The 25,396-nt window shown below is 38.9% G+C and carries 26 protein-coding genes and 1 pseudogene; 4 read left to right on the top strand and 23 right to left on the bottom strand.

Annotated elements, in window-relative coordinates:
* Position 1: 1 nt before the first annotated feature.
* Complete coding sequence (gene secA, locus CFT42_RS06880) at positions 2 to 2,515, bottom strand: preprotein translocase subunit SecA (protein ID WP_088809734.1); 2,514 nt, start codon at positions 2,513 to 2,515, stop codon at positions 2 to 4.
* Between the two features lie 399 nt (positions 2,516 to 2,914).
* On the opposite strand from secA, the gene CFT42_RS06885 reads away from it, so the two are divergent.
* Positions 2,915 to 3,982: a chitinase gene (locus CFT42_RS06885; protein WP_088815777.1), complete on the top strand. Its 1,068-nt coding sequence runs from the start codon at positions 2,915 to 2,917 to the stop codon at positions 3,980 to 3,982.
* 45 nt (positions 3,983 to 4,027) lie between these two features.
* Here CFT42_RS06885 and hpf read toward each other — a convergent pair whose 3' ends face one another.
* The 5 genes from hpf to CFT42_RS06910 form a co-directional block, all read right to left on the bottom strand.
* Positions 4,028 to 4,582, bottom strand: a complete 555-nt coding sequence (gene hpf / locus CFT42_RS06890) for a ribosome hibernation-promoting factor, HPF/YfiA family (protein ID WP_088809732.1) — start codon at positions 4,580 to 4,582, stop codon at positions 4,028 to 4,030.
* A 181-nt stretch (positions 4,583 to 4,763) separates the two neighbouring features.
* Positions 4,764 to 5,264: a hypothetical protein gene (locus tag CFT42_RS06895; RefSeq protein ID WP_088809731.1), complete on the bottom strand. Its 501-nt coding sequence runs from the start codon at positions 5,262 to 5,264 to the stop codon at positions 4,764 to 4,766.
* The gene (locus CFT42_RS06900; RefSeq protein ID WP_088815778.1) at positions 5,254 to 6,567 is read right to left on the bottom strand and encodes an ATP-dependent helicase ComFA; all 1,314 of its coding nucleotides are present in this window, start codon (positions 6,565 to 6,567) and stop codon (positions 5,254 to 5,256) included. Before CFT42_RS06900 ends, CFT42_RS06895 begins: the two co-directional genes overlap by 11 nt.
* A gap of 196 nt (positions 6,568 to 6,763) precedes the next feature.
* The gene (locus CFT42_RS06905; RefSeq protein WP_088815779.1) at positions 6,764 to 7,618 is read right to left on the bottom strand and encodes a DegV family protein; all 855 of its coding nucleotides are present in this window, start codon (positions 7,616 to 7,618) and stop codon (positions 6,764 to 6,766) included.
* 18 nt (positions 7,619 to 7,636) lie between these two features.
* Positions 7,637 to 8,323 carry a response regulator transcription factor gene (locus CFT42_RS06910; RefSeq protein WP_088809728.1) on the bottom strand — a complete coding sequence of 229 codons (687 nt, stop codon included), beginning with the start codon at positions 8,321 to 8,323 and terminating at the stop codon, positions 7,637 to 7,639.
* 365 nt (positions 8,324 to 8,688) lie between these two features.
* Here CFT42_RS06910 and CFT42_RS06915 point away from each other — a divergent pair, with 365 nt between their 5' ends.
* The 3 genes from CFT42_RS06915 to CFT42_RS06925 all read left to right on the top strand — a co-directional run bounded on the left by CFT42_RS06915 (position 8,689) and on the right by CFT42_RS06925 (position 11,143).
* Positions 8,689 to 9,321, top strand: a complete 633-nt coding sequence (locus CFT42_RS06915) for a YigZ family protein (protein WP_088809727.1) — start codon at positions 8,689 to 8,691, stop codon at positions 9,319 to 9,321.
* A 4-nt stretch (positions 9,322 to 9,325) separates the two neighbouring features.
* Positions 9,326 to 9,868 (top strand): GNAT family N-acetyltransferase, encoded by a 543-nt coding sequence (locus tag CFT42_RS06920; RefSeq protein WP_088809726.1) that lies wholly within the window; start codon positions 9,326 to 9,328, stop codon positions 9,866 to 9,868.
* 219 nt (positions 9,869 to 10,087) lie between these two features.
* Positions 10,088 to 11,143 carry an LCP family protein gene (locus CFT42_RS06925; RefSeq protein ID WP_088809725.1) on the top strand — a complete coding sequence of 352 codons (1,056 nt, stop codon included), beginning with the start codon at positions 10,088 to 10,090 and terminating at the stop codon, positions 11,141 to 11,143.
* Positions 11,144 to 11,179: 36 nt separating this feature from the next.
* Here the strand turns inward: CFT42_RS06925 and CFT42_RS06930 are convergent, their stop codons facing one another.
* The 17 genes and pseudogenes from CFT42_RS06930 to CFT42_RS07010 form a co-directional block, all read right to left on the bottom strand.
* Positions 11,180 to 12,229 (bottom strand): glycosyltransferase family 4 protein, encoded by a 1,050-nt coding sequence (locus CFT42_RS06930; protein WP_088809840.1) that lies wholly within the window; start codon positions 12,227 to 12,229, stop codon positions 11,180 to 11,182.
* Positions 12,230 to 12,249: 20 nt separating this feature from the next.
* Positions 12,250 to 13,362: an o-succinylbenzoate synthase gene (menC, locus tag CFT42_RS06935; protein ID WP_088809724.1), complete on the bottom strand. Its 1,113-nt coding sequence runs from the start codon at positions 13,360 to 13,362 to the stop codon at positions 12,250 to 12,252.
* A complete protein-coding gene (locus CFT42_RS06940) occupies positions 13,359 to 14,099 on the bottom strand; it encodes a WecB/TagA/CpsF family glycosyltransferase (protein ID WP_088809723.1) in 741 nt (246 codons plus the stop codon). Before CFT42_RS06940 ends, menC begins: the two co-directional genes overlap by 4 nt.
* Positions 14,100 to 14,228: 129 nt before the next feature.
* A complete protein-coding gene (locus CFT42_RS06945; RefSeq protein ID WP_088809722.1) occupies positions 14,229 to 14,591 on the bottom strand; it encodes a single-stranded DNA-binding protein in 363 nt (120 codons plus the stop codon).
* Positions 14,592 to 14,852: 261 nt separating this feature from the next.
* Entirely contained in the window at positions 14,853 to 15,284 is a 432-nt protein-coding gene (gene fabZ / locus CFT42_RS06950; RefSeq protein ID WP_088815780.1) for a 3-hydroxyacyl-ACP dehydratase FabZ, read from the bottom strand.
* A 13-nt stretch (positions 15,285 to 15,297) separates the two neighbouring features.
* On the bottom strand, positions 15,298 to 16,287 hold the full coding sequence (mreB, locus tag CFT42_RS06955) for a rod shape-determining protein MreB (protein ID WP_088809720.1): 990 nt from the start codon (positions 16,285 to 16,287) through the stop codon (positions 15,298 to 15,300).
* Between the two features lie 134 nt (positions 16,288 to 16,421).
* Positions 16,422 to 17,720, bottom strand: a complete 1,299-nt coding sequence (gene murA / locus CFT42_RS06960) for a UDP-N-acetylglucosamine 1-carboxyvinyltransferase (RefSeq protein WP_088815781.1) — start codon at positions 17,718 to 17,720, stop codon at positions 16,422 to 16,424.
* A gap of 179 nt (positions 17,721 to 17,899) precedes the next feature.
* Positions 17,900 to 18,133 carry a DUF1146 family protein gene (locus CFT42_RS06965; RefSeq protein WP_088809718.1) on the bottom strand — a complete coding sequence of 78 codons (234 nt, stop codon included), beginning with the start codon at positions 18,131 to 18,133 and terminating at the stop codon, positions 17,900 to 17,902.
* 103 nt (positions 18,134 to 18,236) lie between these two features.
* Entirely contained in the window at positions 18,237 to 18,638 is a 402-nt protein-coding gene (locus CFT42_RS06970; RefSeq protein ID WP_088809717.1) for a F0F1 ATP synthase subunit epsilon, read from the bottom strand.
* 21 nt (positions 18,639 to 18,659) lie between these two features.
* Positions 18,660 to 20,081, bottom strand: coding sequence for a F0F1 ATP synthase subunit beta (gene atpD / locus CFT42_RS06975; protein WP_088815782.1), 1,422 nt, complete (start codon positions 20,079 to 20,081; stop codon positions 18,660 to 18,662).
* Between the two features lie 55 nt (positions 20,082 to 20,136).
* The gene (locus tag CFT42_RS06980; protein WP_088809715.1) at positions 20,137 to 21,009 is read right to left on the bottom strand and encodes a F0F1 ATP synthase subunit gamma; all 873 of its coding nucleotides are present in this window, start codon (positions 21,007 to 21,009) and stop codon (positions 20,137 to 20,139) included.
* Positions 21,010 to 21,047: 38 nt separating this feature from the next.
* Positions 21,048 to 22,562 (bottom strand): F0F1 ATP synthase subunit alpha, encoded by a 1,515-nt coding sequence (gene atpA, locus CFT42_RS06985; protein ID WP_088809714.1) that lies wholly within the window; start codon positions 22,560 to 22,562, stop codon positions 21,048 to 21,050.
* Between the two features lie 27 nt (positions 22,563 to 22,589).
* Positions 22,590 to 23,129, bottom strand: a complete 540-nt coding sequence (locus tag CFT42_RS06990; RefSeq protein ID WP_088815783.1) for a F0F1 ATP synthase subunit delta — start codon at positions 23,127 to 23,129, stop codon at positions 22,590 to 22,592.
* Positions 23,126 to 23,635, bottom strand: a complete 510-nt coding sequence (atpF, locus tag CFT42_RS06995) for a F0F1 ATP synthase subunit B (protein WP_088809712.1) — start codon at positions 23,633 to 23,635, stop codon at positions 23,126 to 23,128. The genes CFT42_RS06990 and atpF overlap by 4 nt, the downstream gene beginning before the upstream one ends.
* A gap of 96 nt (positions 23,636 to 23,731) precedes the next feature.
* Positions 23,732 to 23,950, bottom strand: coding sequence for a F0F1 ATP synthase subunit C (gene atpE, locus CFT42_RS07000; protein WP_003723467.1), 219 nt, complete (start codon positions 23,948 to 23,950; stop codon positions 23,732 to 23,734).
* Positions 23,951 to 24,001: 51 nt separating this feature from the next.
* Positions 24,002 to 24,718: a F0F1 ATP synthase subunit A gene (atpB, locus tag CFT42_RS07005; RefSeq protein WP_088809711.1), complete on the bottom strand. Its 717-nt coding sequence runs from the start codon at positions 24,716 to 24,718 to the stop codon at positions 24,002 to 24,004.
* A 6-nt stretch (positions 24,719 to 24,724) separates the two neighbouring features.
* A pseudogene (locus CFT42_RS07010) lies at positions 24,725 to 25,125 on the bottom strand (ATP synthase subunit I).
* Positions 25,126 to 25,396: the final 271 nt, after the last annotated feature.

A 25,396-nucleotide genomic window follows, 5' to 3' on the forward strand; every position in this document is an offset into this window, starting at 1 on the left:
TTTATGCTTCCTTACCATGACAATTTTTATATTTCTTACCGCTGCCACAAGGACAAAGATCGTTACGTCCGATTTCCTCACCCTTAACAACTGGCTTGCGTTTCGCTTCTGGCTTCCCTTCATCCGGATTAACAGCTTCCCCTTTCGCCACTTGCTCACGTTCAAGGTTCTGTCTAATTTCAGCTTTCATGATGTAGCGTGCAACATCTTCATCGATTGAAGAAATCATTGCCTCAAACATCGCGAAACCTTCCGATTGATACTCACGAAGCGGATCAATTTGACCATACGCACGCAAATGAATCCCGTCACGAAGGTGATCCATCGCATCAATGTGGTCAACCCATTTCGTATCCACAACACGAAGCAGAACAACTTTTTGGAACTCATTAAATTCTTCTTCAGGTAAAAGCTGCTCTTTTTCGTCATAAGCTTCTTTAATTTTTTCTAAAATAAAGGCTTCAATGTCTTCCGTGATACGACCTTGTAAATCATCTACCGTAATCGCGCCTTCATGAAGTAAATTCGCATCCACATAATCCACAATACCTTGTAAATTCCAATCTTCTTCAGCCTCATGCGACGAAGCATTTGAAATGACAACATAATGAACCGCACGTTCAATCATTTTTTCAATAATTTCACGCAAGCCATTTTCCGCTGTAATAACATCATAACGCTGTTTATAAATCACTTCACGTTGTTGACGTAAAACATCGTCATACTGAAGAACTTGTTTACGAGAATCGAAGTTGTTTCCTTCAACACGTTTTTGTGCAGACTCAACCGCCCGACTAACCATCTTGCTTTGAATCGCTTCCTCATTCATTCCGAAGCGTTCCATCATACTCTTCATGTTGTCAGAGCCAAAGCGACGCATTAACTCATCTTCCATCGAAAGATAAAATTGTGTCACCCCTGGGTCCCCTTGACGACCCGAACGACCACGCAACTGATTATCAATACGACGTGACTCATGACGTTCCGTACCAATTACAGCTAAACCACCCGCCGCAACCGTTTCCTCATCAAGTTTAATATCTGTACCACGACCGGCCATATTCGTTGCGATAGTAACCGCGCCGTGTTTCCCTGCATTCATAATAATATCCGCTTCGCGCTCATGTTGTTTCGCATTCAAGACGTCATGGCGAATCCCTTTGCGTTTCAACTTGCTCGCAATCAATTCAGATGTTTCAATTGCCACAGTACCAACAAGAACAGGTTGCCCTTTCGCATGGCGCTCAGCAATATCTTCCACAACCGCATTAAATTTCGCATCAATTGATGTATAAATCAAGTCTGGGCGATCATCACGAACAATTGGGCGGTTCGTTGGAATTTCAATAACACGCATATTATAAATATCGCGGAATTCTTCTTCTTCCGTTTTCGCCGTACCCGTCATCCCCGCCAATTTTTTATACATACGGAAATAGTTTTGGAACGTAATCGTCGCCATCGTTTTCGACTCATTTTGAATCGTCACATGTTCCTTCGCCTCTAAAGCTTGGTGTAAACCTTCACTGAAACGACGACCTTTCATAATACGACCCGTAAATTGGTCAACAATTAGAACTTCATCATCTTGAACCACGTAATCCACATCAAGCGCCATCGTGTAGTTTGCTTTCAGCGCTTGCGCAATATGATGCAGCAAAACAGTATTTTCTAAATCATACAAGTTCTCAACATCAAAATATTTTTCACCACGTGCCATACCTTCTTCGGTTAAATTGACAGATTTTGTTTTAATATCAACCGTATAGTCTTTCTCCTCCGTCAAAGTCGTCACAAAAGTGTCTGCGCGAACATATAAAACATTCGATTTTTCAGCTTCACCCGAAATGATTAGCGGTGTACGCGCCTCATCAACTAAAATCGAGTCAACTTCATCAATAATCGCGAACGAAAGCGGTCTTTGTACCATTTGGTCTTTATAAACCACCATGTTGTCACGTAAATAATCAAAACCTAATTCATTATTCGTACTATACGTGATGTCACACGCGTATTGTTCCCGTTTCTCCTCGCTAGAAAGTGCATTTAAATTTAACCCAACCGAGAGACCTAAAAAGTTGTACAACACGCCCATTTCTTCCGAGTCACGTTGTGATAAGTATTCATTGACCGTAACAACGTGGACACCTTCACCAGAAAGCGCATTTAAATAAACCGGTAACGTCGCCGTCAAAGTTTTACCTTCCCCGGTTTTCATCTCTGCAATGTTACCTTCATGAATAACAATACCACCCATAAGTTGAACACGGAATGGATACATGCCAAGCGCACGTTTTGCACCTTCACGCGCAACAGCAAAAGCTTCAACTAGAATATCATCTAAAGTTTCACCTGCTTGCACACGTTCCTTGAATTCTACTGTTTTTGCTCGAAGATCGTCGTCTGAAAGCGCCGCTGTTTCATCAGCCAGTGCTTCAATTTGATCGGCTTTCTTTTCAAGATATTTGATATCTCTTTTACCCGATTCAAAAATCTTTTTTAACATTCCTGCCATAATTGATTCTCCTCCACATAAATTGACTGCTACCTCTATTTTAAATTTCCAGATTATCTTATACAAGATACACTTATTAATTTTATCACTTATTCTCCAAAATTGAAAATAGGATTGATTATTTATACCCCGATTTATAAGCTACCAACCATTATAACACCTTATACCCAAAATAGATGTGGATATTGTGTGAAAAAGTTTAACTTCCTGAAAAAAATTTTGTTTTTTTGGTTCACATAAAAAAACTACTTATAACTTCTTTCACTGCAATTTGGTCTATACCATATTAATATATATCTTATTTTTCCATGTTTAGCCTCGATTTCCTCGGGTATTTTCAAGAGCACGACCAAATCGCGCTCACAAATGTAAGCGCGTACAAAAAGAAGGAGGGTTTTTATGTTAACTCAAAAAAGAAGATGGATAGCAGGAAGTGTTTTAGCAGGTATTGTTGCAATTGGACTTAGCTTTACGGGAGGCGAAACAGCCAAAGCAATAACAGATGATGCCACAATCATGCCAGACCTTACAAGCAAACAAGTACTCGTAGGTTATTGGCATAGTTGGAAATCAACTGGAAATGATGGCTACAAACAAGGCACATCAGCAGACATCGCGTTAAAAGATGTAAACTCAGCTTACAATGTCATTCCTGTTGCCTTTATGAAAGGCGATGGCGTTAACCGCATTCCAACATTCAAACCAGTTGGCCAAACAGATAACGAATTTCGCGCCCAAGTCGCGGACCTAAATAAACAAGGACGAGCTGTACTTTTAGCTCTCGGCGGTGCTGATGGGCACGTCCAACTGCAAACTGGCGACGAGCAGGCCTTCGCAAATGAAATTATTCGTCAAGTTGAAACATACGGCTTTGACGGCCTAGATATCGACTTGGAACAAACTGCCATCACGGCAGGAAACAATCAAACCGTTATTCCCGCGGCACTAAAAATAGTAAAAAACCATTACGCGACAGAAGGAAAAAACTTCATGATTACAATGGCGCCTGAATTCCCTTACTTAAAACCAGGCGGTGCCTACGAAACGTATATTACTTCCCTAAATGGCTATTATGACTACATCGCACCACAACTATACAACCAAGGTGGCGATGGCGTCTGGGTGGACGAAACGAACCAATGGATTGCGCAAAACAATGATACCCTCAAAAAAGAATTTTTATACTACATGTCCGATTCGTTGATTCACGGAACACGCGGCTTCCTTAAAATTCCTGCCAACAAATTAGTCTTAGGTCTTCCAGCCAATAACGATGCTGCCGCAACCGGCTACGTCATAAATCCACAAAACGTTTACGATGCCTTCAACCAATTGAAAGCTGACGGCACCCCACTTAAAGGACTCATGACCTGGTCCGCAAATTGGGATGTCGGTAAAGATAAAAACGGCGTCCTTTATAACAATGGATTCGCAAACGCATACGGTCCATTTTTAGGAACTAAATAAATAAAAAACGTCCTGCTCGATGTGGCAGGACGTTTTAATTTCAAATTAATTTGTTTCAATCAAACCATATTTTCCGTCTTTACGACGGTAAACGATATTTGTACCATCAGATTCAGCATCTGTATAAACATAAAAGCTATGCCCTAACAGATTCATTTGAAGTACCGCTTCTTCACTATCCATTGGTTTCAAATCAAATTGTTTTGTACGTACAATTTCTAAATCAGATTCATGTTCATCTGGTGCGCTTTCACTAACTTCTCCAAAAGCAAAGAAGTCTTGTTGTGCACCTTTATCACGCATTTTACGATTCACTTTTGTTTTATGTTTACGGATTTGTCTTTCTAATTTATCTGCAATCAAATCAATACTTGCATATAAATCTCCGCTTGTTTCTTCAGCACGAAGAACAAGATTTGGGAGAGGAATTGTTACTTCAACCTTTGCATTTTTATCAGAGTAAACTTTTAAATTCACATGCACATTTGCATCTGGAACCTCTGTAAAATAACGTTCGAGTTTATCGATTTTCTTCTCAACGTAATTACGAATCGGTTCTGTTACTTCAATATTTTCACCACGAATGTTGTACTTAAGCATTGTAATTCCTCCTTTGGGATAAAACAAAAATTCTTTCGAAGAAGAAGCTTCTCTTCTTACTTCTAGTCTAAGGTATAATGCCACTTTTTGCAAATATTTACTTAGGCAAATACGGAATTTTCGTCTTCTCCTACTTTACTAATTCATTCCACTTTTTCTAAAAAACAAACCTCATTTTCAACTATTTTCCGAATAAAGCAGTAAAGTAAATCTCTTCAACACTTTTTATACAATATTTTCCAATGAATTCTTGCTCACGCTCCTTTTCCCATTCTACAATAGTGAATATATTTAAATAAGCAACCTCATCCATTTTAGTTACGTGAGCAACCTCAAGTCCCGCTTGCTTTAACACTTCTAGCTCAGGATTATAGCCTAAATCATCGTTTATTTTTTCCGTTTCAATATACAGTAACTTATCAAAACTATAGATTTCGGCTATTAACTCACTAAAGACCCCAACTAATGCATAATCACCTAGTTTTAAAAATCGTTCTAGCAATTCTTCAACAAAAATCGATTTCTTAAAAAGGACTATTTTATTTTCCGCACTCAACTCCTCACAAATAAACTCTTCACGGCAATTTGAGCACATCAGGCTTTTTTTGTACGGAGATAGTAATGTCTGCCAAGTAAATTCTCGTTCAATTCGTTGGTAGCAAATGCAGCATTTATTTGTCACCAAGCAGCCCTTCTTCCCACCCGATTTTATTCATAAGTTTAATATGTTGAATAGCTCGCATCATTTCGTTTGTTTTTCCAAAATGAAAAAAACAAACTTCACCTGCCGGAAAATCTCGCTTCCTTCCAACTCTTCCCGCTATTTGAACCAGTGCCGCTTCAGTGAAAATTGAACCCTCGCTACCAAAAACAGCTACTTGTACATCTGCAAATGTCACGCCGCGTTCTAAAATAGTCGTCGTAAGTAAAATTTGGATAGCTCCATCTCGTAGTTGTTGCACTTTTTCCTTGCGTAGCTTGTCCGCTGAATGGACTGTAGTCAACTGCTCAAATCCGTATCGTTTCATAACTTCACTAAATTCAAACATAACATCGATTTTTGGGAAGAAAATTAAGATGGGCTTCTTTAATTTTGCATAGCGCATTATCCAAGTTAAAACTTTTTTGGAAATCCGTTTTTTATTTAGCTGTTTTTGCCAATCTCCAATCCAGCAATTATGTGGCACAGGTAACGGAAAGCCGTGATACCTCGCTGGAATTTTTACGTAGTTGCGTTTTCCTGTCAAGCACTCCTGTTGCCATTTTCTTTCTGGCGTTGCCGTCACAAAGATTTGGATAGCTCCTTCGCTACCCGCTTTTCGAACCGTGTATTCAAGGCAAGGATCTTTGGCGTATGGAAAGGCATCGACTTCATCAATAAATATCAAATCAAAGTAGCGATAAAAGCGCATCAATTGATGTGTTGTTGCAATGACAAACGTTTCATTGTTGAAAACTGCCTCTGAATCCCCGTAAAGGCATACTTGTGGAACATCAGGAAAAACATCTTGCAAACGTGGCGCCAGTTCAATGCATACGTCTACTCGCGGTGATGCTAAACAAATTCGCAAGCCCTTTTCGAGACCCGCTTCAATGCCCTGAAACATCATTTCCGTTTTACCTGATCCTGCGACAGACCATAACAAAAGTGATTTCTGCTCTTGGATAGCATTTAATATCGCGTCAGCTCCCCTTTGTTGCGCAAACGAAAGCACACCTTCCCACATTAACGGTGCCTCAAAATAAATTCGTTCTGTTTCTGCTGGCTTTTGATAATAAAATTTCTGTAAGCTGCTCACTCGTTTCATTAGTAGACAATTCCTGCAATACCGTTCATTGCTAGGCAAATTCGCAAAACGCTCAGCTTGATTATTCCCGCACCTAAAGCAAAATGGGCTCACATCTGTTTCAACGATACTTGGCAGCGCCTCATAATTTTCCAGATGCGTTACCTCGTTTTCGAAATATAAAATACCTTTTGCCATAAATCACCTCGTCCACTTAGTTATACCTTATTTTCGTTTTCTTTGCAGAAGCTAAAACCACTTTTTCGAGGGGTAAAAATACGGTTTTGTCTTAGTGAAAAACATGATTTCCTGTACCGCAAAATATGATTTCCGCTGCCAACCCAACTTTTTTATACAAAAAAACTCAGTGATCTAAATCACCAAGTTTTTAAGTTTATTTAATTGACCATGTGAGGCCTAGTGCTCCCTCGCCTAAGTGCGTGCCGATAACTGGGCCGAAATAGCTGAGGTGGAATTCAACTTCTGGAAACATGCTTTGTAACTCATCTAACCATTTTTGCCCTTTTTCAGGCGCATTTCCATGAATAACATAAGCTTGTTCCGCCTCATTTTTTTGAACTGCTTCTTGCAGGACTTCTTCAATCCGCTTCAATGCTTTTTTTTGCGTGCGCACTTTCTCAAAAAGAACGATTTGTTTATCTTGGAAATGCAAAATCGGCTTGATTTGCAACAAGCTTCCGATGATAGCCTGAGCTCCCGTTAAGCGTCCGCCGCGCTGTAAAGTATTTAAATCATCAACCATGAAATACGCATCCATGGTATTTTGAATGGCTTCGATGTGCGCTAAAATTTCGGATACGTTTTTTCCTTCCGCAACCATTTGAGCGGCACTTAATACGATTGAGCCTTGAGCCATGCAAGCAATTCCCGAATCAATGCCGATAACTTCAATGCCGTCAACCGAGTTGCCTGCAGTCACTGCATTTTGGTAGGTCCCACTAATTCCACTTGTTAAGTGGATAGTAAGCACTTTGTTATAACCTTCTTGCTTGAGGGTTTCAAAAAGTGTAATGAAGTCCCCTGGCGCAGGCTGTGAAGACGTAGGGAAATTGGTTGATTCTTTTACCTTTTTATAAAAATCGGCTGTACTTAATTCTACTTCTTCTTTATAGGCAACGCCATCAATGATGACCGAAAGAGGCACCACATGAATTTGGTACTTTTCAATCAATTCGGCTGGTATATAGGCTGTGCTATCTGTGACAATTGCAATTTTTTCTTTTGACATGGCTTCCCCCTGAACCTTTTAACGGATGTAAACCCAGCCATTTTTTATGGCTGTTACAACAGCTTGCGTCCTATCGTTCACTTTCATTTTTTGCAAAATACTGCTAACGTGGTTTTTAACCGTTTTTTCACTTATAAATAGAGTTTCTCCAATACCACGGTTACTTTTTCCATCTGTAAGTAATTGGAGAACTTCGCATTCTCTATGCGTTAAAATATGGAGTGGCATTTTCACTTCGGGTTGTTGATAACCATAAATGCCTTGCGCTGTATTTGTGCTTGCTAAATGGCGATATTCACGAATAAGCTTAATTGCAGCTTTAGGGTGAATGTATGCGCCGCCCGCATCTACAATTTTAATGGCATCCACAAGTTCTTTTGCATCCATTTCTTTTAGTAAATACCCCACTGCACCGGAGCGAAGAGCTTCGGTAACATATTCATCTGAATCATGGATAGTTAATACGATTACTTTAATACTTGGAAATTGTCTTACTAACATTTCTGTTGCATCTAAGCCGTTAACTGTTGGCATGTTAATATCCATTAGGACGATATCTGGTTTGTATTCTCTAACTTTCGCAACGATATTTTTTCCATTTTCTGCTTCTGCAATGACATCAAACGAGTCTTCTAACTCTAAAATTCGTTTAATTCCTTCGCGAAACAATTGGTGATCGTCGACAATCATAATTTTGAGAGTCATATAAATACTTCCTCCTCTGATTTAACCAAAATTCATTTACCGTTTGTAATCATTGTTGGTTTTCTAGCCCTAAAGTATCCCCTTAAATACACCTATAGTAAGTTTCCTTCATCTGCTCTTAAAACAAATTCTATTACTGCTATTCATTATCCTTTTCCACTCTGAAGATATGTTTCATTTTGCCTATATGAAAAGATATTTTCAGCAATATCTCTATCTAAAGTAATAGTATAATTTATTATAACATGAATTTAATCCCGCTTCATCAAGAAGGATATCTTTGCTAAAAAAAAATTATATACAAGCTACTTTATTTCGGCTAAAATGAAAGCAACTATGAACTTCTATTTTGTTAGGAGGAAACTATGTTAGAACAATATTTAACGATTAAAGAACAAGGCGAATGCGAAACGATTATACAAAAATCACGCTTTATTTGTTATATTGCACGAGCAGAAGATGAGACCACGGCTCAAAATTTCATTGCGCAAATAAAAAAAGAACATTGGAATGCTACTCATAATTGCTCTGCCTACCTTATTGGTGCGAGAGATGAATTCCAAAAAGCGAATGATGACGGGGAACCAAGCGGAACAGCTGGCGTTCCAATGCTTGAAGTGTTGAAAAAACGACAGCTAAAAAACGTTGTGGCTGTTGTCACTCGTTATTTTGGCGGTACAAAGTTAGGTGCTGGCGGTTTAGTTCGCGCTTATGGTGGCGCTGTTAGCAAAACTTGTGATGAAATTGGTATAGTGGAACGCAAATTAGCTACTATTGTTCATTTTACAATCGAGTATAGTCAACTAGGTAAATTTGAAAATCTTCTAGAGCAAAGAAATTACCAGCTTATGGATAAGCAGTTTACAGAAATGGTAACGTTATCTGTGTTTGTTGACCAAGATGATTTATCTTCTTTTAAAGCATGGCTAACAGAAATTTCTAGTGGACAAGTTTCTTGTACAGAAGGAGAACAAAAATATCGTGAGAAGGATGTTTAATTAAATGCGTACAGATTTTTTTCAGGCTCTTCCAGCTATCATTCAAACAGATAGATTGCAGATGAAGCGAACGTCAATCATTGATGCACCTGCTTTATTTACAATTTGGTCAGATATGGAAGTCGCTGAATACATGAATATCGAACAATTTACAACTGTCCGTCAAGCCGAGGAAATGATAAAAGCCATTGAAGCCGAACCACATGCTTGCCGTTATACAATCTTTTTTAACAATCGAATTATCGGCTCACTTGGCATTAATGAATTCAATTCATTAGATAATACTCTCGAAGTTGGTTATGAGCTTGCTAAAGAATTTTGGAACAACGGTTTTATGACAGAATTATTAAAGGCTTTTTTCAAACAAATTCAAAACTGTTTAACCTTTTCTGGTGTTTCTGCAAAAGTTCTCCCTGAAAACACAGCTTCTATTTTCCTACTAGAAAAGCTTGGTTTTAAGCTCACTACCAAAACTTCGGAGCTTGATCTTTACACACAAAATGTAAGCCCAATTTTTATTTACAAGTTTTATTTTAGCCAAAAGTAAGCTTTCATTTATATTACATTTTTGAAAGCTTGTATGTTTTCGATGTTTTTTTCATAAATAGTTAGGTATAATGTAAAGATGAGTACTATAATTTCAAAAGACAGCTAAAATTTAGGAAATCTTAAATTTTATGTAACAAACTGGTTGCTTATAAATGGTACAATTATGTTTATGTTTGTTGTTAGCAAATGAAAACGACATTTTAAGGAGAAAAAGATAATGGATAATGGCTTTAACGGTCGCCAGCGTGCAACCAAATACAAACGCCGTCGCAGGATACTTTACTGGATACTCATACCAATTATGCTTGTCATTTTAGTTGGTGTAGGATATGGTACTTTCTTATTTAGCAAAACAAAATTAGCTGCAGATAATTCATACGATAACGTCCGAAACGGGCAGGCTTCAACTTTAAGAACAAAAGATATTGATCCGATTAAAGATAGTTTTTCTGTTTTAATTATCGGTGTCGACACAAGCGAAAAACGCGCCTCTGATGGTAATCCTCGAAGCGATTCACTTATTTTAGCCACAGTAAACGTTAAAGATGCTCGTGTAGAAATGACCAGCATCCCTAGAGACTCCTATGTTCATATTCAATCAGACAAAAAAGGCATTGACAAATATACAAAAATAAATGCTGCTCACGCTTATGGCGGTCCTGAGCTAACTATGCAAACCGTCGAAGAAAAATTCCAAATTCCAATTGATTACTATGTTCGTTTTGACTTCGATGCTTTCCTTAAGATTATCGATGCCCTTGGCGGCATCACTGTTGATGTTCCTGTTTCCTTTACAGAACAAAACTCAAAAGATGAAGCTGGCGCAATCACACTCGAAAAAGGTAAGCAACGTTTAAACGGGGAAGAAGCGCTGGCTCTTGCTAGAACACGCCATATTGATAATGATATTGAACGTGGAAAACGCCAGCAATTAATTATTGAAGCCATCGTTGAAGAAGCTACAAAATTCTCATCCATCAATAAATACTCAAGCATCATTGACGCTGTTGGCGAAAATATGAAAACGAACCTAACATTTAATCAAATGCTTTCTATTGCAAAATTCGGTATGACCAATTCAATTGAAATGAAATCTCTAAACTTAGAAGGGCAAGATTCTCCGCAAAACGGCGTATACTATTACGCTCTTGATGAGAATTCTGTGGAAAGTGTTGCAAATGAGTTTGCAAATGAACTAAGCATCACTTCCCCTTTCCCAAACGCTGCACCTTACAAAGATCCAAATGATAGTTCATCTTCTAGTAGCGAATAATGATAAAAATAACCCTGAGCCTCACACGGCTTAGGGTTATTTTCGTTTTCGATGAATTTTTTGAAGTACATTTAAAACAGGACGATAATCCTCACCGATAAGCCCGATAAATTCGACAACAATCTCAATACATACGAGAAGTAATGCAAGGAGGATAACAGAGCCCCATGTCGTTGAGAACGAAAATACAAATCCAGTAAGCGAAAATAGAAGCGCCATACAATAGATGAGCAGAACTGTTTGCCGTTCAGTGAAGCCCAGCGCCATGAGTCGGTGGTGAATATGCGAGCGGTCTGCTGCAGAAATCGGCGTTCTTTTTTTCAACCGACGAATGATGGCAAAAAACGTGTCGGAAAGCGGTACCCCTAGGATGATAAGTGGTACTAATAGCGAAATAAAGGTAACATTTTTAAACCCCATTAGCGAAAGCACCGCTATCATATAACCTAGAAAAAGCGCGCCAGTATCCCCCATAAAAATCGAGGCTGGAGGAAAATTGAAAAGTAGAAAGGCCAAAACCGCTGCAACGAGAAGCAACGCAACTGGAGCTACAAACGCATCGTTTAAAATAAGTGCCATACCAGCGATTGTCATTAATGCAATGATTGAAATCCCACTTGAAAGCCCGTCAAGACCATCAATTAAATTTAACGCATTTATAATAGCAATAATCCAAATCATAGAAATCGGAATCGCCAACCAACCAAAATCGAGTTGTCCATAAAACGGAACATTAATAAATTCAATAACAACATTTCCCCAAACCGTTACACAAAACGCTGCAAGTAGCTGCCCTAGAAGCTTCAGCTTAGGTGACAATTCAATAATATCGTCAATAATTCCCGTAGCAATAATGATTAAAGCCCCTATATATACTGGTAAAAAGCCCGTTTTATCAATTGGCGCTAGAAAAAAACCGATTGAAAAGCTTATAAAAATTGCAAGCCCACCAAGTGTCGGTGTCACCTTTTTATGGCTGTGTCGTTCCCGCGGCGCATCGACCGCACCTATCCAAATTGCAAATTTACGCACAATTGGAATTAAAATAACCCCCATCAAAAAAGTTACGATACCCCATATGAACAAATCTGTTTCAGCTCCATTCTCTAACCTAGCAAAATCTCCCATTCGGCTTGTGTAAATCGTTGCAAGTTTTTCTCGTCTATTTGAACTCCAAGCCCGGGACCACGCGGAACTTCAATTTCTCCATCTACAAGTTCAAAATTCTCTTTTATTATATCATGTTTAAAATAACGTTTGGTAGCTGAAATATCTCCTGGAAACTGAAATTCTTCCCGAGCTGCCAGTGCCAAATTATGCGCACGTCCGACTCCTGCCTCAAACATCCCTCCGCACCATACAATTAGTCCGTTTTGCTTACAAAACTTCGTGATTTCAAGCGCCTCAGTATGACCACCGACACGCGCCATCTTGAGATTAATTGCTTTCGCACTACCAAACTCATGCGCTTGAAATACATCTGCTGTAGAACGAATATTTTCATCCAAACAAATAGGTGTTCGAATTTGTTTTTGTAAAAAGGCATGATCCGCTAAATCACGCACGCCAAAAGGCTGCTCAATCATGGCAAGACGAAGTTCATCCATCTTTTGAAAAAGCGACGTTTCAGCACGTGTATAAGCCGAATTGGCATCGGCCATCAGAATTAAGTCCGGAAAATTCAATCGTACTGCTTGTAAAAATTCCAAGTCTGAACCCGGTTTAATTTTCACCTTCACACGTTTATATCCCTCGTCTACATATTTCTGAACAAGCGAAACCAGTTCTGACGCCGAGTTTTGAATACCAATACTCACGCCAACTGGAACTACCCTTCGCTTCGCACCTAAATAGGCAGCTAGCGAAACGCGACTACGCTTAGCAAACAAATCATAGCACGCCGAATCAATCGCAGCTTTAGCCATTTCATTCCCTTTTATCCAAGAAAAAAGTTCACGTACATCACTTGGCTTTGTTAGCGTTTTTCTTTTCAGCCCTGGGAGTAAAATCGTTCGAATAATGTATGCAGCTGTATCTAATGTTTCCTCGGTATAATCTGGCAAAAGAAACGCGTCTAGCTCTCCGTATCCAGCCATTCCATTTTCATCCACTAATTTTATAAGAAAAAATGTTTTCTCCTCCAAAATGCCATAACTTGTTCGAAATGGCTCGTTAAGTGGTAGACTTACTTTAAAAAGTTTCGCGCCTTGAATTCTCATTTTCGCACCCTCTTATTTTCACGATTTACAGCTCGCATAAATTGCGGAATTGCAAAAAAACGACGCCATCTTGATGGATTAGTTACAAAGCGATATATCCACTCAATTCGGAGTTTTATAATGATTTTTGGGGCCCTTTTAATTGTTCCAGACAAAATATCAAAAGAACCTCCTACACCCATAAATATCCCTTTTTCAAACATACTGAAGTGCGACATAATCCATTTCTCTTGTGCTGGCGATCCTAATGCCACAAAAATAAAATCAGCATTGGATGCTTTAATTTCTTGAGCAATTTCCGCACTTTCTTTCAAGTTAAAATAGCCATGTCTACAACCGGCCACTGTTAGTTTAGGAAAACTATTCTTCAATTTTTCTTTAAGTGCCTCATTCACTTCTGGCTTAGCGCCTAAAAAATACACTTTTAAGCCATGATGTGAAGCTTCCTTTAAAACACCTTGCATCGTATCAAATCCCGTCACCCGTTCAGGTAGCAGGCTTCCTTGACGCTTAGCGGCCATAATAATTCCAACACCATCCGGCGTAATATAATCCGCCTTTAACACAATTTGCTTAAAGTCAGCATCACTTCTCGTGTTCATCACGATTTCAGGATTCGCCGTCACGACAAAGCGCTTTTTATGTTCTAAAGAATCTTGTAAAAGTTGCCTTATGAAATCAGCTTGTGTTGTATGTATAAAGGGGATTCCTAAGATTTCAACATTTTTTGCAGTCATAATTTCTAACTCCTGTTTTATTGAAGATTATACTTTAGTTTACCATAAAAGCTGTTGAAGTCCTATACTGATAGCGGAAAAACCACACACATATTTGCATGTGGCTTTAAACCATTGCAACTGCTTAGATTATTGTGTTGTTTCTGTGGAGGATTTCTCTAGAAAATTCGGTCTATTGGAATTTAAGTACCTTATTTTTCTAGTTAACACTTCCATGACATAAATTCGATTTTCATCTTTATTGACATAACTTCTTGTTTGCAACTCCCCCACAAGTCCAATTAACATTCCCTTTTCGCAGTAATTACACATTTCTTCTGCTCTTCTTCCCCATGCGACACACGGCACAAAATCAGCGTCCTGATCAAAGCGCTTCGCTTTTCCAAATCGATTTAATGCCAAAGTGAAATTTAGTACCACTTTGTCATCAGAAGTTATGCGCAATTCGGGGTCCTTCGTAAGTCTGCCTACAATCGTTACTTGATTTATCATTCTCAAAATACCTCATTTCCTAATTTTGAACTATCATACAAGACCTCACTTTTTTTGTAAAAACATTAAAATTACATTTTGAGCAACTAAAATGTCAAAATCAATTGATTTTCTTACGTATTTTTTTATTTTCAAAACTTTTTACCCCTTTAAATTATCATTTTAGGTATTTTTCATTTTTTTTATTTCGTGCTACAATAACTACAGAAATTTATAGCATAAGAAAAGCCTAACTTTTTAAGGTTAGACTCTTCTCTATCATTATTCAGCGTCGCTTAGTGCAACCATAATCTCGGCTTCACAAACGACATCGCCTTCAACTGTGGCTTTTACATTTGCCTTAGCAAGTGCCCCGCGCAATCGCGTGATTTCAGCTTCTAATTTCAACTGATCTCCAGGAACAACTTGACGTTTAAAACGGCATTTATCGATTCCTGCAAACAAACCGATTTTCCCTTTGTTTTCAGGACCTTGCACAATCGCAATTCCACAAGTCTGCGCTAATGCTTCAACAATAAGAACTCCTGGCATTACAGGATATTCAGGAAAATGCCCATTGAAAAAGGGTTCATTCACAGAAACATTTTTTATTGCTACTACTCGTTTGCCGGCTTCCATTTCAACAACTCGATCAACAAGTAAAAATGGATAGCGATGTGGCAAAATTTCTTTTATTTGCTTTATATCTAACATAATTAGCACCTTTCTAACCGCGTTTCTTTTTACCTAGTGATTCTAGAAGCACTCCTGTTCCAATTGCTACAACATCAAGTGGACTTTCAGTAATTAAAACTGGCACCTTTAATTCTTCTGACATTAAATCAGCTAAGCCATGGAGCAATGAACCCCCACCTGTCATGATGATTCCTCGATCAATAATGTCCGCGGATAATTCAGGTGGTGTTTTTTCTAATACTTGTTTAGCAGAGTGGATGATATTTTGCAATGACTCGTGCAATGCTTCTTCCACTTCGTCACTTGATACTGTGACCGTTCGAGGCAGTCCACTAACTAAATCGCGACCACGAATATCCATAGTTTCTTTTTTCAAATCTTTTACTGCAGTTCCAATAGTCATCTTTAATGTTTCTGCAGTTCTCTCACCAATTAATAAATTGTATTTTCGTTTTATGTACTGAAGGATATCTTGATCCCACTGGTTACCTGCAACTTTGACTGACTGACTTGTTACGATATCACCCATGGATAGAACTGCTATATCCGCTGTCCCACCACCAATGTCAACAACCATATTTCCACTTGGCTCAAAGATTTCCATACCTGCGCCAATTGCCGCAACTTTCGGTTCTTCTTCTAAAAAGACTTGTTTCCCGCCACTTTTTTCAGCAACTTCTCTGATTGCTTTTTGCTCCACAGAAGTAATATTTGTTGGGCAACAAATTAAAATACGTGGTCTGGAAAAGAATGTTTTTAGATTTAATTTTTGTAAAAAGAAACGTAACATTTCTTGAACAATATCAAAGTCTGCAATAACGCCATCTTTCATTGGCTTAATGGCGGTAATATCACCTGGTGTACGACCAACCATATTATAGGCTTCTGTTCCTACTGCCAAGACTTCCCCAGTTTTATTATTTACGGCTACTACCGCGGGTTCATTAATTACGATACCTCTACCTTTTACATGAATTAATACATTAGCTGTTCCTAAATCGATTCCAACATCTTTAGCCAAAATTTATTACCCCTTTCTCTGTTGTCTAACAGTCACTACTCTCACATTTTGAATTATAGCATAATTTACTTCTAGTCGAAAACTTTTTTTAAAATAAAAAAAGAACTTTCCAGAAGAAAGTTCTCACTCAGCAATTATTTTGCAAAAATAGCTTCTAACCCTGTTTCATTAATAACTTCATTTGAAACACGTTCAATGTCTGCGCCTAAGCTTCTCAACTTACCATGGAAGTCATTATAACCACGATCCAAATATTTTAATTCCGTTACTTGTGTATAGCCCTCTGCAACAAGTCCAGCTAAAATGAGGGCAGCAGCAGCACGTAAATCTGTTGCCGCAACTTCAGCTCCTTGAAGCTTTGCAGGACCATTAATAATAACTGAATGCCCTTCAATTTTCATATCTGCATTCATACGACGCATCTCTTCCACATGCATAAAACGATTTTCAAAAACTGTTTCCGTCATCACGCTAGTTCCTTCGCTAAGCATTTGAATGACCATCATTTGCGACTGCATGTCTGTTGGAAACCCTGGATGCGGCATTGTTTTAACATCGACAGCTTTTAATTTTTCCGGACCAATAACTCGAACGCCGGTTTCTTCTTCAATAATTTGCACACCCATCTCTTCAAGCTTAGCAATAAGCGAGCTAATATGTTCTGGAACAGCATCTTCAATAAAAATATTGCCTTGTGTAATGGCTGCTGCAATCATGAAAGTGCCTGCTTCAATGCGGTCTGGAATAATAGAATGTTCTGTTGCAGTCAATTCTTGTACACCTTCAATACGAATAACTTCTGTACCGGCTCCGATAACACGTGCGCCCATTTGGTTTAAGAAATTGGCTAAATCAACAATTTCAGGTTCTCTCGCAACATTTTCAATAACTGTTGTTCCTTCAGCAAGCGTTGCCGCCATCATAATATTTTGAGTTGCACCAACACTTGGGAAATCTAAATAAACTTTTGCACCTTTTAAGCGGTCAGCAGTAGCCTCAATATATCCATTTTCGATTTTCACCGTGGCTCCCATAGCTTCAAAACCCTTCAAATGAAGATCTACAGGGCGTGAACCAATTGCACATCCGCCTGGAAGTGCAACTCGTGCACTACCTGTACGCGCTAATAAAGGACCCATAACAACAATGGATGCTCTCATTTTACGGACATATTCAAAAGGAGCATCAGATGAAATTTCACCTGTTGCATCAACAGTCACAACATCGCCTTCAAACGTTACATCTGCTTGTAAGTACTTCAACACTTCATTAATTGTATATACATCCGATAAACTAGGAACATTCGTTAACACACTTTTACCTTTACTCGCAAGGAGTGTAGCAGCAATAACTGGCAATACAGCGTTTTTCGCGCCTTCAACTTTTACGCTACCAGTTAGCTTTTTCCCTCCACGTACAATCATTTTTTCCAAAATATATCCCTCCGCGTTAGTCAAACTTCAAAAAATCTATTTTTAATTTAATTATATGGAATTTAATACACATCTAAATCATTTTAACATCATTGCCACTCAAATATCAACATAATTTAACTAAAAAACAATCTATACTCTATGTTTATTTACCGATTTCACAATTTCTAAACATTTCATTAAAGTAATTGCGTAAGTTGCTTAAATGCTGATAAAAACTCTAAGAAGAAACTGCTTAATAAATAACCAATAACAATAGAGAGAATTGCAAATAAGAGCCTTGCTTGAATCACTCGATTTTTACTGATAAATTTCTCATACCGAACAGCTTGCAATGCCCAAAATACGATAACAATGAACAAGAGATGAGAAATAATGATAGTTGCTGGTTGTTCCATGACAACGTTGTACAAATTAAACACACCTTTATTAAGAAAATAAACACTTGTTCATCTTACCAAAAAAAGCAGTAAAAAGACACGAAAAAGCCCCATTTAATAATGGGACTTTACAGATTTAATGTTTTTTCGCGTGAATTCGGTTAATGGCTTTTTGCAAAGCAACTTGAGCCATGATTTCATCCACTTTTTGATCTTTAGCTTGTTGTAATCGTTCTTCCGCACGCGTTTTCGCACGCTCTGCACGATCAATATCAATATCTTGTTCACGCTCGGCAGTATCAGCCAGAATATTGACTTCCTCGCCGTTCACTTCCATAAAGCCACCATTAACAGCAATCCATTCTTCACCTGACTCTTGCTTCAATCGAACAACATCGATTTTAAGTGGTGCTACAAGTGGTACGTGACCATGTAAGATACCGAGTTCACCGGCCTTGGTTCTGGCGATAACCATATTTGCTTTACCTTCATAAACAGGGCCATCTGGAGTAACGATACTAACGTTTAGTTCACTCACACGTATCTCCTCCTGTTTTTATTAAACTTCGATTCCTTGAGTTTTAGCTTTTTCCAAAACTTCTTCGATACGTCCTACTGAACGGAAAGTATCTTCAGGAATGTGGTCATACTTACCAGCTAAAATATCTTTAAAGCCTTTTACTGTTTCATTTACAGGAACGTAGGAACCGGATTGACCTGTAAATTGTTCAGCAACATGGAAGTTTTGTGACAAGAAGAATTGAACGCGACGCGCACGTGCAACAGCTTGCTTATCTTCATCAGATAATTCATCCATACCTAGAATCGCGATAATGTCTTGCAATTCTTTGTAGCGTTGCAATAATTGTTGTACTTGAGTTGCAACCTCATAATGCTCTTCTCCAACAATTTCTGGAGAAAGCGCACGTGAAGTAGAAGCAAGCGGATCTACCGCTGGATAAATACCTTGTTCAGTTAATTTTCGTTCAAGGTTTGTTGTTGCATCTAAGTGGGCAAAGGTCGTTGCCGGAGCCGGATCCGTATAGTCATCGGCTGGCACATAAATCGCTTGAATAGAAGTAACCGAGCCTACATTTGTAGACGTGATACGTTCTTGAAGCTGACCCATTTCAGTTGCCAAAGTTGGTTGATAACCTACGGCAGATGGCATCCGCCCTAACAAGGCAGAAACCTCTGAACCAGCTTGGGTGAAACGGAAAATGTTATCAATGAATAATAGAACATCTTGGTGTTCTACATCACGGAAATATTCAGCAATTGTTAAACCTGTTAAAGCAACACGCATACGCGCACCAGGTGGCTCATTCATTTGGCCAAATACCATGGCTGTTTTTTCAATAACACCAGAATCTTTCATTTCAAAGTAAAGGTCGTTACCTTCACGCGTACGTTCTCCAACACCAGCGAATACCGAAATACCACCATGTTCTTGAGCGATATTATGGATAAGCTCTTGGATTAGTACTGTTTTACCTACGCCGGCTCCACCGAACAAGCCGATTTTACCACCTTTTACGTATGGTGCTAATAAATCTACAACTTTAATTCCTGTTTCAAGAATTTCTGTTGTTGTGGATAGTTGGTCAAAAGTTGGTGCTGAATGGTGAATTTTGTTGCGTACAACGTCATTCGAAATTGGGGTATCTAAATCAATTGTATCTCCTAAAACATTAAATACACGACCTAGCGTGATATTCCCAACAGGTACCGTAATCGGGCTGCCTGTATCCACTACTTCCATACCTCTTTGAATTCCATCAGTGGATGCCATTGCAATTGTACGAACGACATCATCTCCTAATTGGATAGCAACTTCTAAAGTAAGATGATTTGTAGCTTGTTCTTTTGACTGAGTTTGATATTCCACTGTAAGGGCATTGTAGATTTCAGGCAAATTTCCGCCATCAAATTTAACGTCTACAACTGGACCCATTACTTGGATTACTCGTCCTTTCGTCATGCGATTTTTCCTCCTTACTTACGGTTTCGCAGGTTAAGTCGTTTCAAATAGCTTACTATTCGAGCGCGGCTGCACCACCAACGATTTCGGTAATTTCTTGTGTGATCGCAGCTTGGCGAGCACGGTTATACTGAAGTGACAAGTCACCAATTAAATCTTGTGCATTATCAGTCGCGCTTCTCATTGCAGTCATTCTAGCAGCGTGTTCAGCTGCCTTGGCATCGAGTAGCGCCCCGAAAATTAAGCTTTCTACATATTGAGGTAGTAGAACTTCTAGAATTTCTTGTTCGGAAGGTTCAAATTCGTAGACGGTTAAATCTTTTTCGGTTTCTGCGCTTGCATCTTTGAACTGTGTGAGCGGAAGTAATTGCTCACGGCGAAGCTCGCTTGAAATCGAGTTAATGTGATGATTGTAGTAAACAAATACTTCATCATACACACCGTCTTCAAACATTTGAACGGCATTACTTGCAATATCTTTGATTTCAGCAAATGCTGGATGATCTGAGATTCCTTGAACTTCAAGGACAATATTCATCTGGCGTGTTTTGAAGAAATCACGGGCATTACGCCCTATCGCGATAATCGCATATTCTTCACTAGAACTATGCTTGGTCGAAATTTCTTGGAATACTTCTTTAATTACAGAACTATTGTACGAGCCAGCGAGCCCTGTATCAGAAGTAATCACGATGTAACCTGTTCGCTTGACAGGTCTTGAAACTAGCATGGGATGGTCGGAACTGTTTCCTGTCGCAGCAATATGCGTGACAACATCATGGATTTTGGAAACGTAAGGCGCATAAGCACGAGCATTTGATTCCGCTTTTCCAAGTTTCGAAGCCGATACCATCTGCATCGCTTTCGTAATTTGACTGGTTTTCTTCGTCGATGTAATTCGTTGTTTTATATCAATTAAAGATGCCAAAGATTTTCACCACCTTTTATATTCCAATTCGAAAAAATTTATTTTTCCTCACTTGGAACAAAAGTATTTTTAAATTCATTTAGTGCGCTATCTAGTTTTTCTTCATCAGGAAGAGATTTTGTCGTACGAATCTCTTCTAGTAATTCAGAACGATTATGGTCGAACCATGTATTCATTTCGGACTCAAAACGAAGAACGTCATGAACTGGAATATCGTCCAGATAGTTGTGCACCAATGCATATAAAATTAAAACTTGTTTTTCTACTTTTAAAGGTTTGTGTAAATCTTGTTTCAACACTTCAACTGTGCGTTTACCACGTTCTAGCTTGGCACGCGTTGCTGCATCTAAATCTGACCCGAATTGTGAGAAGGATTCTAGCTCACGATAAGCGGCTAAATCAAGGCGAAGTGTTCCGGCAACTTTTTTCATAGCTTTAATTTGCGCTGATCCACCAACACGGGATACTGAAAGTCCGGCATTAATCGCTGGTCTTACGCCCGAGAAGAATAGGTCAGATTGCAAGAAGATTTGTCCATCAGTAATAGAGATAACATTTGTTGGAATATAAGCGGAAATATCCCCAGCTTGTGTTTCAACAAACGGAAGAGCTGTAATGGAGCCACCACCAAGTGCATCACTTAGTTTTGCTGCACGCTCTAACAAACGGGAATGCAAGTAGAAAACATCCCCTGGATAAGCTTCACGACCTGGAGGACGACGAAGTAGCAAGGAAAGTTCACGGTAAGCTGCCGCTTGTTTGGATAAATCATCATATACGATTAAAACGTGCTTGCCGTTATACATGAATTCTTCACCCATTGCTACACCAGCATAAGGAGCTAGATATAGTAAAGGCGCTGGTTGTGATGCGGCCGCGGTTACTACAATTGTGTAGTCGAGCGCACCATGTTTACGTAAAGTTTCAACAGCTGTACGAACTGTTGATTCTTTTTGGCCGATTGCGACATAAATACAAATCATATCTTGGTCAGCTTGGTTTAAAATGGTGTCAATGGCAACGGATGTTTTACCCGTTTGACGGTCACCGATAATAAGTTCACGTTGTCCGCGACCAATTGGCACAAGGGCATCAATTGCTTTAATACCAGTTTGCAGTGGCTCTGAAACTGATTGACGTTGCATAACGCCTGGTGCAACTGCTTCAATTGGACGGGTACCTGTTGTTTCAATTGGGCCTAGGCCATCAACTGGCTGTCCTAGTGAGTCAACAACACGCCCGATGAGCGCATCACCAACTGGTACTTCCATAATTTTACCTGTACGACGAACTTCATCGCCTTCACGAATTTCAGTGTAAGGGCCTAAAATGATGATACCGACATCATTTGTTTCCAAGTTTTGGGCCATACCCATTACACCATTTGAGAATTCTAATAGTTCTCCGGCCATTGCATTATCAAGTCCATGAGCACGCGCGATACCATCACCGATATAAGTAACAGTTCCTACTTCACTTACTTTTAATTCGCTTTGATAGTTCTCGATTTGCTGCTTAATAATGGAGCTGATTTCTTCAGCCTTAATGCTCATCAATTTCACCCCTCGTTAAAACGGGAACTAGGCTTTTATTTGCCGTTCCATGTCCTTTAATTTCGTTTTTAGACTATCATCATAAATACGGGTTCCGATAACCACACGGATGCCACCTAATAAGGATTTATCTACATGATTTCGAATATGAAGTTTGTTCTTATTTAATTTTTTCGCAAAAGCTGTCGAAATAGCTGCTTGTTCTGCGTCAGAAAGTGGGACAACAGAGTAAACATCTGCTTCCGCTATACCTTCTAAATCATTTACACGCGCCGCGTAGACGTCGGCAATGACCATTAAATAATCTTCACGACCACGATCAATTAATAGAAAGATAAAATCTCGAAGCGTTTCGTTAACATCTTTAAAAACGGCGCTGGCAAGACTTTTCTTTTGCTCAGTCGTAAGTGTCGGATTTTCAAGTAGTTTTACAAAATCTGGATTCGTCGTTAAAGCTTCTTTCACGGTGGAAAGTTCTTCTTTAAACTGTGCAACAAGATTCTTTTCTTCAGCTACTTGGAAAATAGCCGTGGCATAGCGACTTGCAACTTCCAAATCCTTACTCATTTGTCATCGCCTAGCCTTTCGATGTAATCTTGAATCAAATCGCTTTGTGCTTTTTCATCCAGATTTTTCTCGATAACTTTCGATGCAATTAGAACGGATAGAGAGCCGACTTGTTCACGAAGTGCAGAAATAGCATCTTCTTTTTCGCGAACGATTTCGGTTTTGGCTTCTTCTTTTAATCGTTCTGATTCTTGACGTGCCGCTTTAATGATTTCTTCGCGCTCTTTTTCACCAAGTTGCTTGGCATTTTCAATCATAGTTTGCGACTCAACACGTGCTTGTTTTAGTACTTCGCGTTGTTCTGCAAGTAAGCTTTCCGCTTGTGTGCGACTTTCTTCTGCAGAATCTATTTCTGAAGCGATGTGTTCTTCCCGTTCTTTCATCACATTCATAAGTGGTTTCCATGCAAAAATACGAATGAGAACCAATAGAAGTGCAAATGTGAATAACGTAAAGAAACTATCACCGACTGTAAAACTACCTAAGACTAAATGTGGTTGTAACACGTCTGTTTCACTCCTTTCCAAACATTCGCTAAAAACCTCGCATTTCGTTTACTCAAAGAAACGGGGTGAGATTCCCCGATTTTCTTTGATGACTGATTATTTATTCAGTACCATGAACGCAATTACGACTGCGATGATAGGAAGGGCTTCAACCAAACCGATACCGATAAACATGATTGTTTGTAGCATGGAACGAGCTTCTGGTTGACGAGCAACCCCCTCGACTGTTTTAGAAACAATAAGACCATTACCAATACCTGCACCCAGTGCACCTAAACCTACTGCGATTGCAGCTGCAATAACACCTAAAGACATAATTAATATCCTCCTCAAATTCTTGTTTTATTTTTAATTTATACGAATTGCTTAATGTTCATCACTAACTTTGTGTGACATATAAACCATTGTTAACATTGTGAAAATATAGGCTTGGATTGCTCCGATGAATACTGAGAACCCTTGCCATGCAAGTGCCGGAATAATAGCAAGAACTCCGGTAAACACATTAATATGCGCAAGTTGTGTTGCGATAATAGTAAGCAAAACTTCACCGGCAAATATATTACCGTAGAGCCGCAATCCAAGTGTTAATGTGTTGGCAAATTCTTCCACTAATTTTAATGGAAATAGAAATTTCATTGGGCTAAAGTATGTGCCCACAAAATAATGTTTGAATCCTCGCATTTTAACACCATAATAATGAGTTAGTGCCAATACCATAATGGCAAGTGTTAAAGTTACAATTGGATCAGCTGTGGGTGAACGCCACCATACTTCATCGTGAACAGAAACGGAAGTAATAACCCCCAGCATATTTGCCACGAAAATAAACATTATTAGAGTAATACCTAACACATGAAATCTTCCACCAGTTTTCCAGTCCATATTACTGTTGATAATACCGCGCACAAAATCCATCACCCATTCGATGAAATTTTGTTTTCCTGTAGGCCGGCGTTTTAAGTTCCGTGTACAGAGAATAGCAATTGCTAGAACGATAATGCAAGTAATAGAAATCATTAGGACATTAGATAAATTGAAATCTAATCCTAAGAAACGGACCACGGGAAAGTTTTCTTCCAATTTGGTTCACCCCTCTCTTTTTGTTAACTTTTTTTTCTCCGATATAAGGAATAGAGTATGAAATCTAAAAAGATGACTGCATAGGCAATCCCTAGACCAATTATCACGCTATAGATATGAAAGTATTCAGGAATTTGAGTTGCGATCATTGTCGCAAGTACCATACTCCCCATTCTTGCTGTTGTTCCCATACCATAAAATCTTTTGTTTTCAGCCAGTGCCCTTGTCATTGCCTGCGTCCGTCTCATGAGCAGCCAGTAATTAAACCAGCCAACGATTAGTCCCAGTTTTAGCCCTAAGAAAATATGTACATATGGCGTGAGAAACCATCCAATGAGGCATAGAGCAATAAAAATAACAAGATACTTCTGATGACGATGGTACATTCCTATTAGCGATTCTAACATGTAGTTGCAGTCCTTTCTGTTTCAGTTGTATTTCCCAAATTGCTTCATCATTCGGAGCAAGTTGTAAAACTTTGTGAAAACAGACACATTTTACAACTATTTTTATTTCCTCGCGACACATGAAAGCCTTATCAGCGTGTCAGTTCTAAGAATACAACAGAAAAAAGGGAAAAGTCAATATACTTTCACAAAACCATCATATTCTTACTAGATAATAGTACCATAATCTAGCGAAGGCATAAAATATTTGACTGCGTTTTTGTTAAAAAAA

Origin of the sequence: Listeria goaensis (assembly GCF_900186125.1) — a bacterium.
In the GTDB taxonomy this organism is placed as follows: domain Bacteria; phylum Bacillota; class Bacilli; order Lactobacillales; family Listeriaceae; genus Listeria; species Listeria goaensis.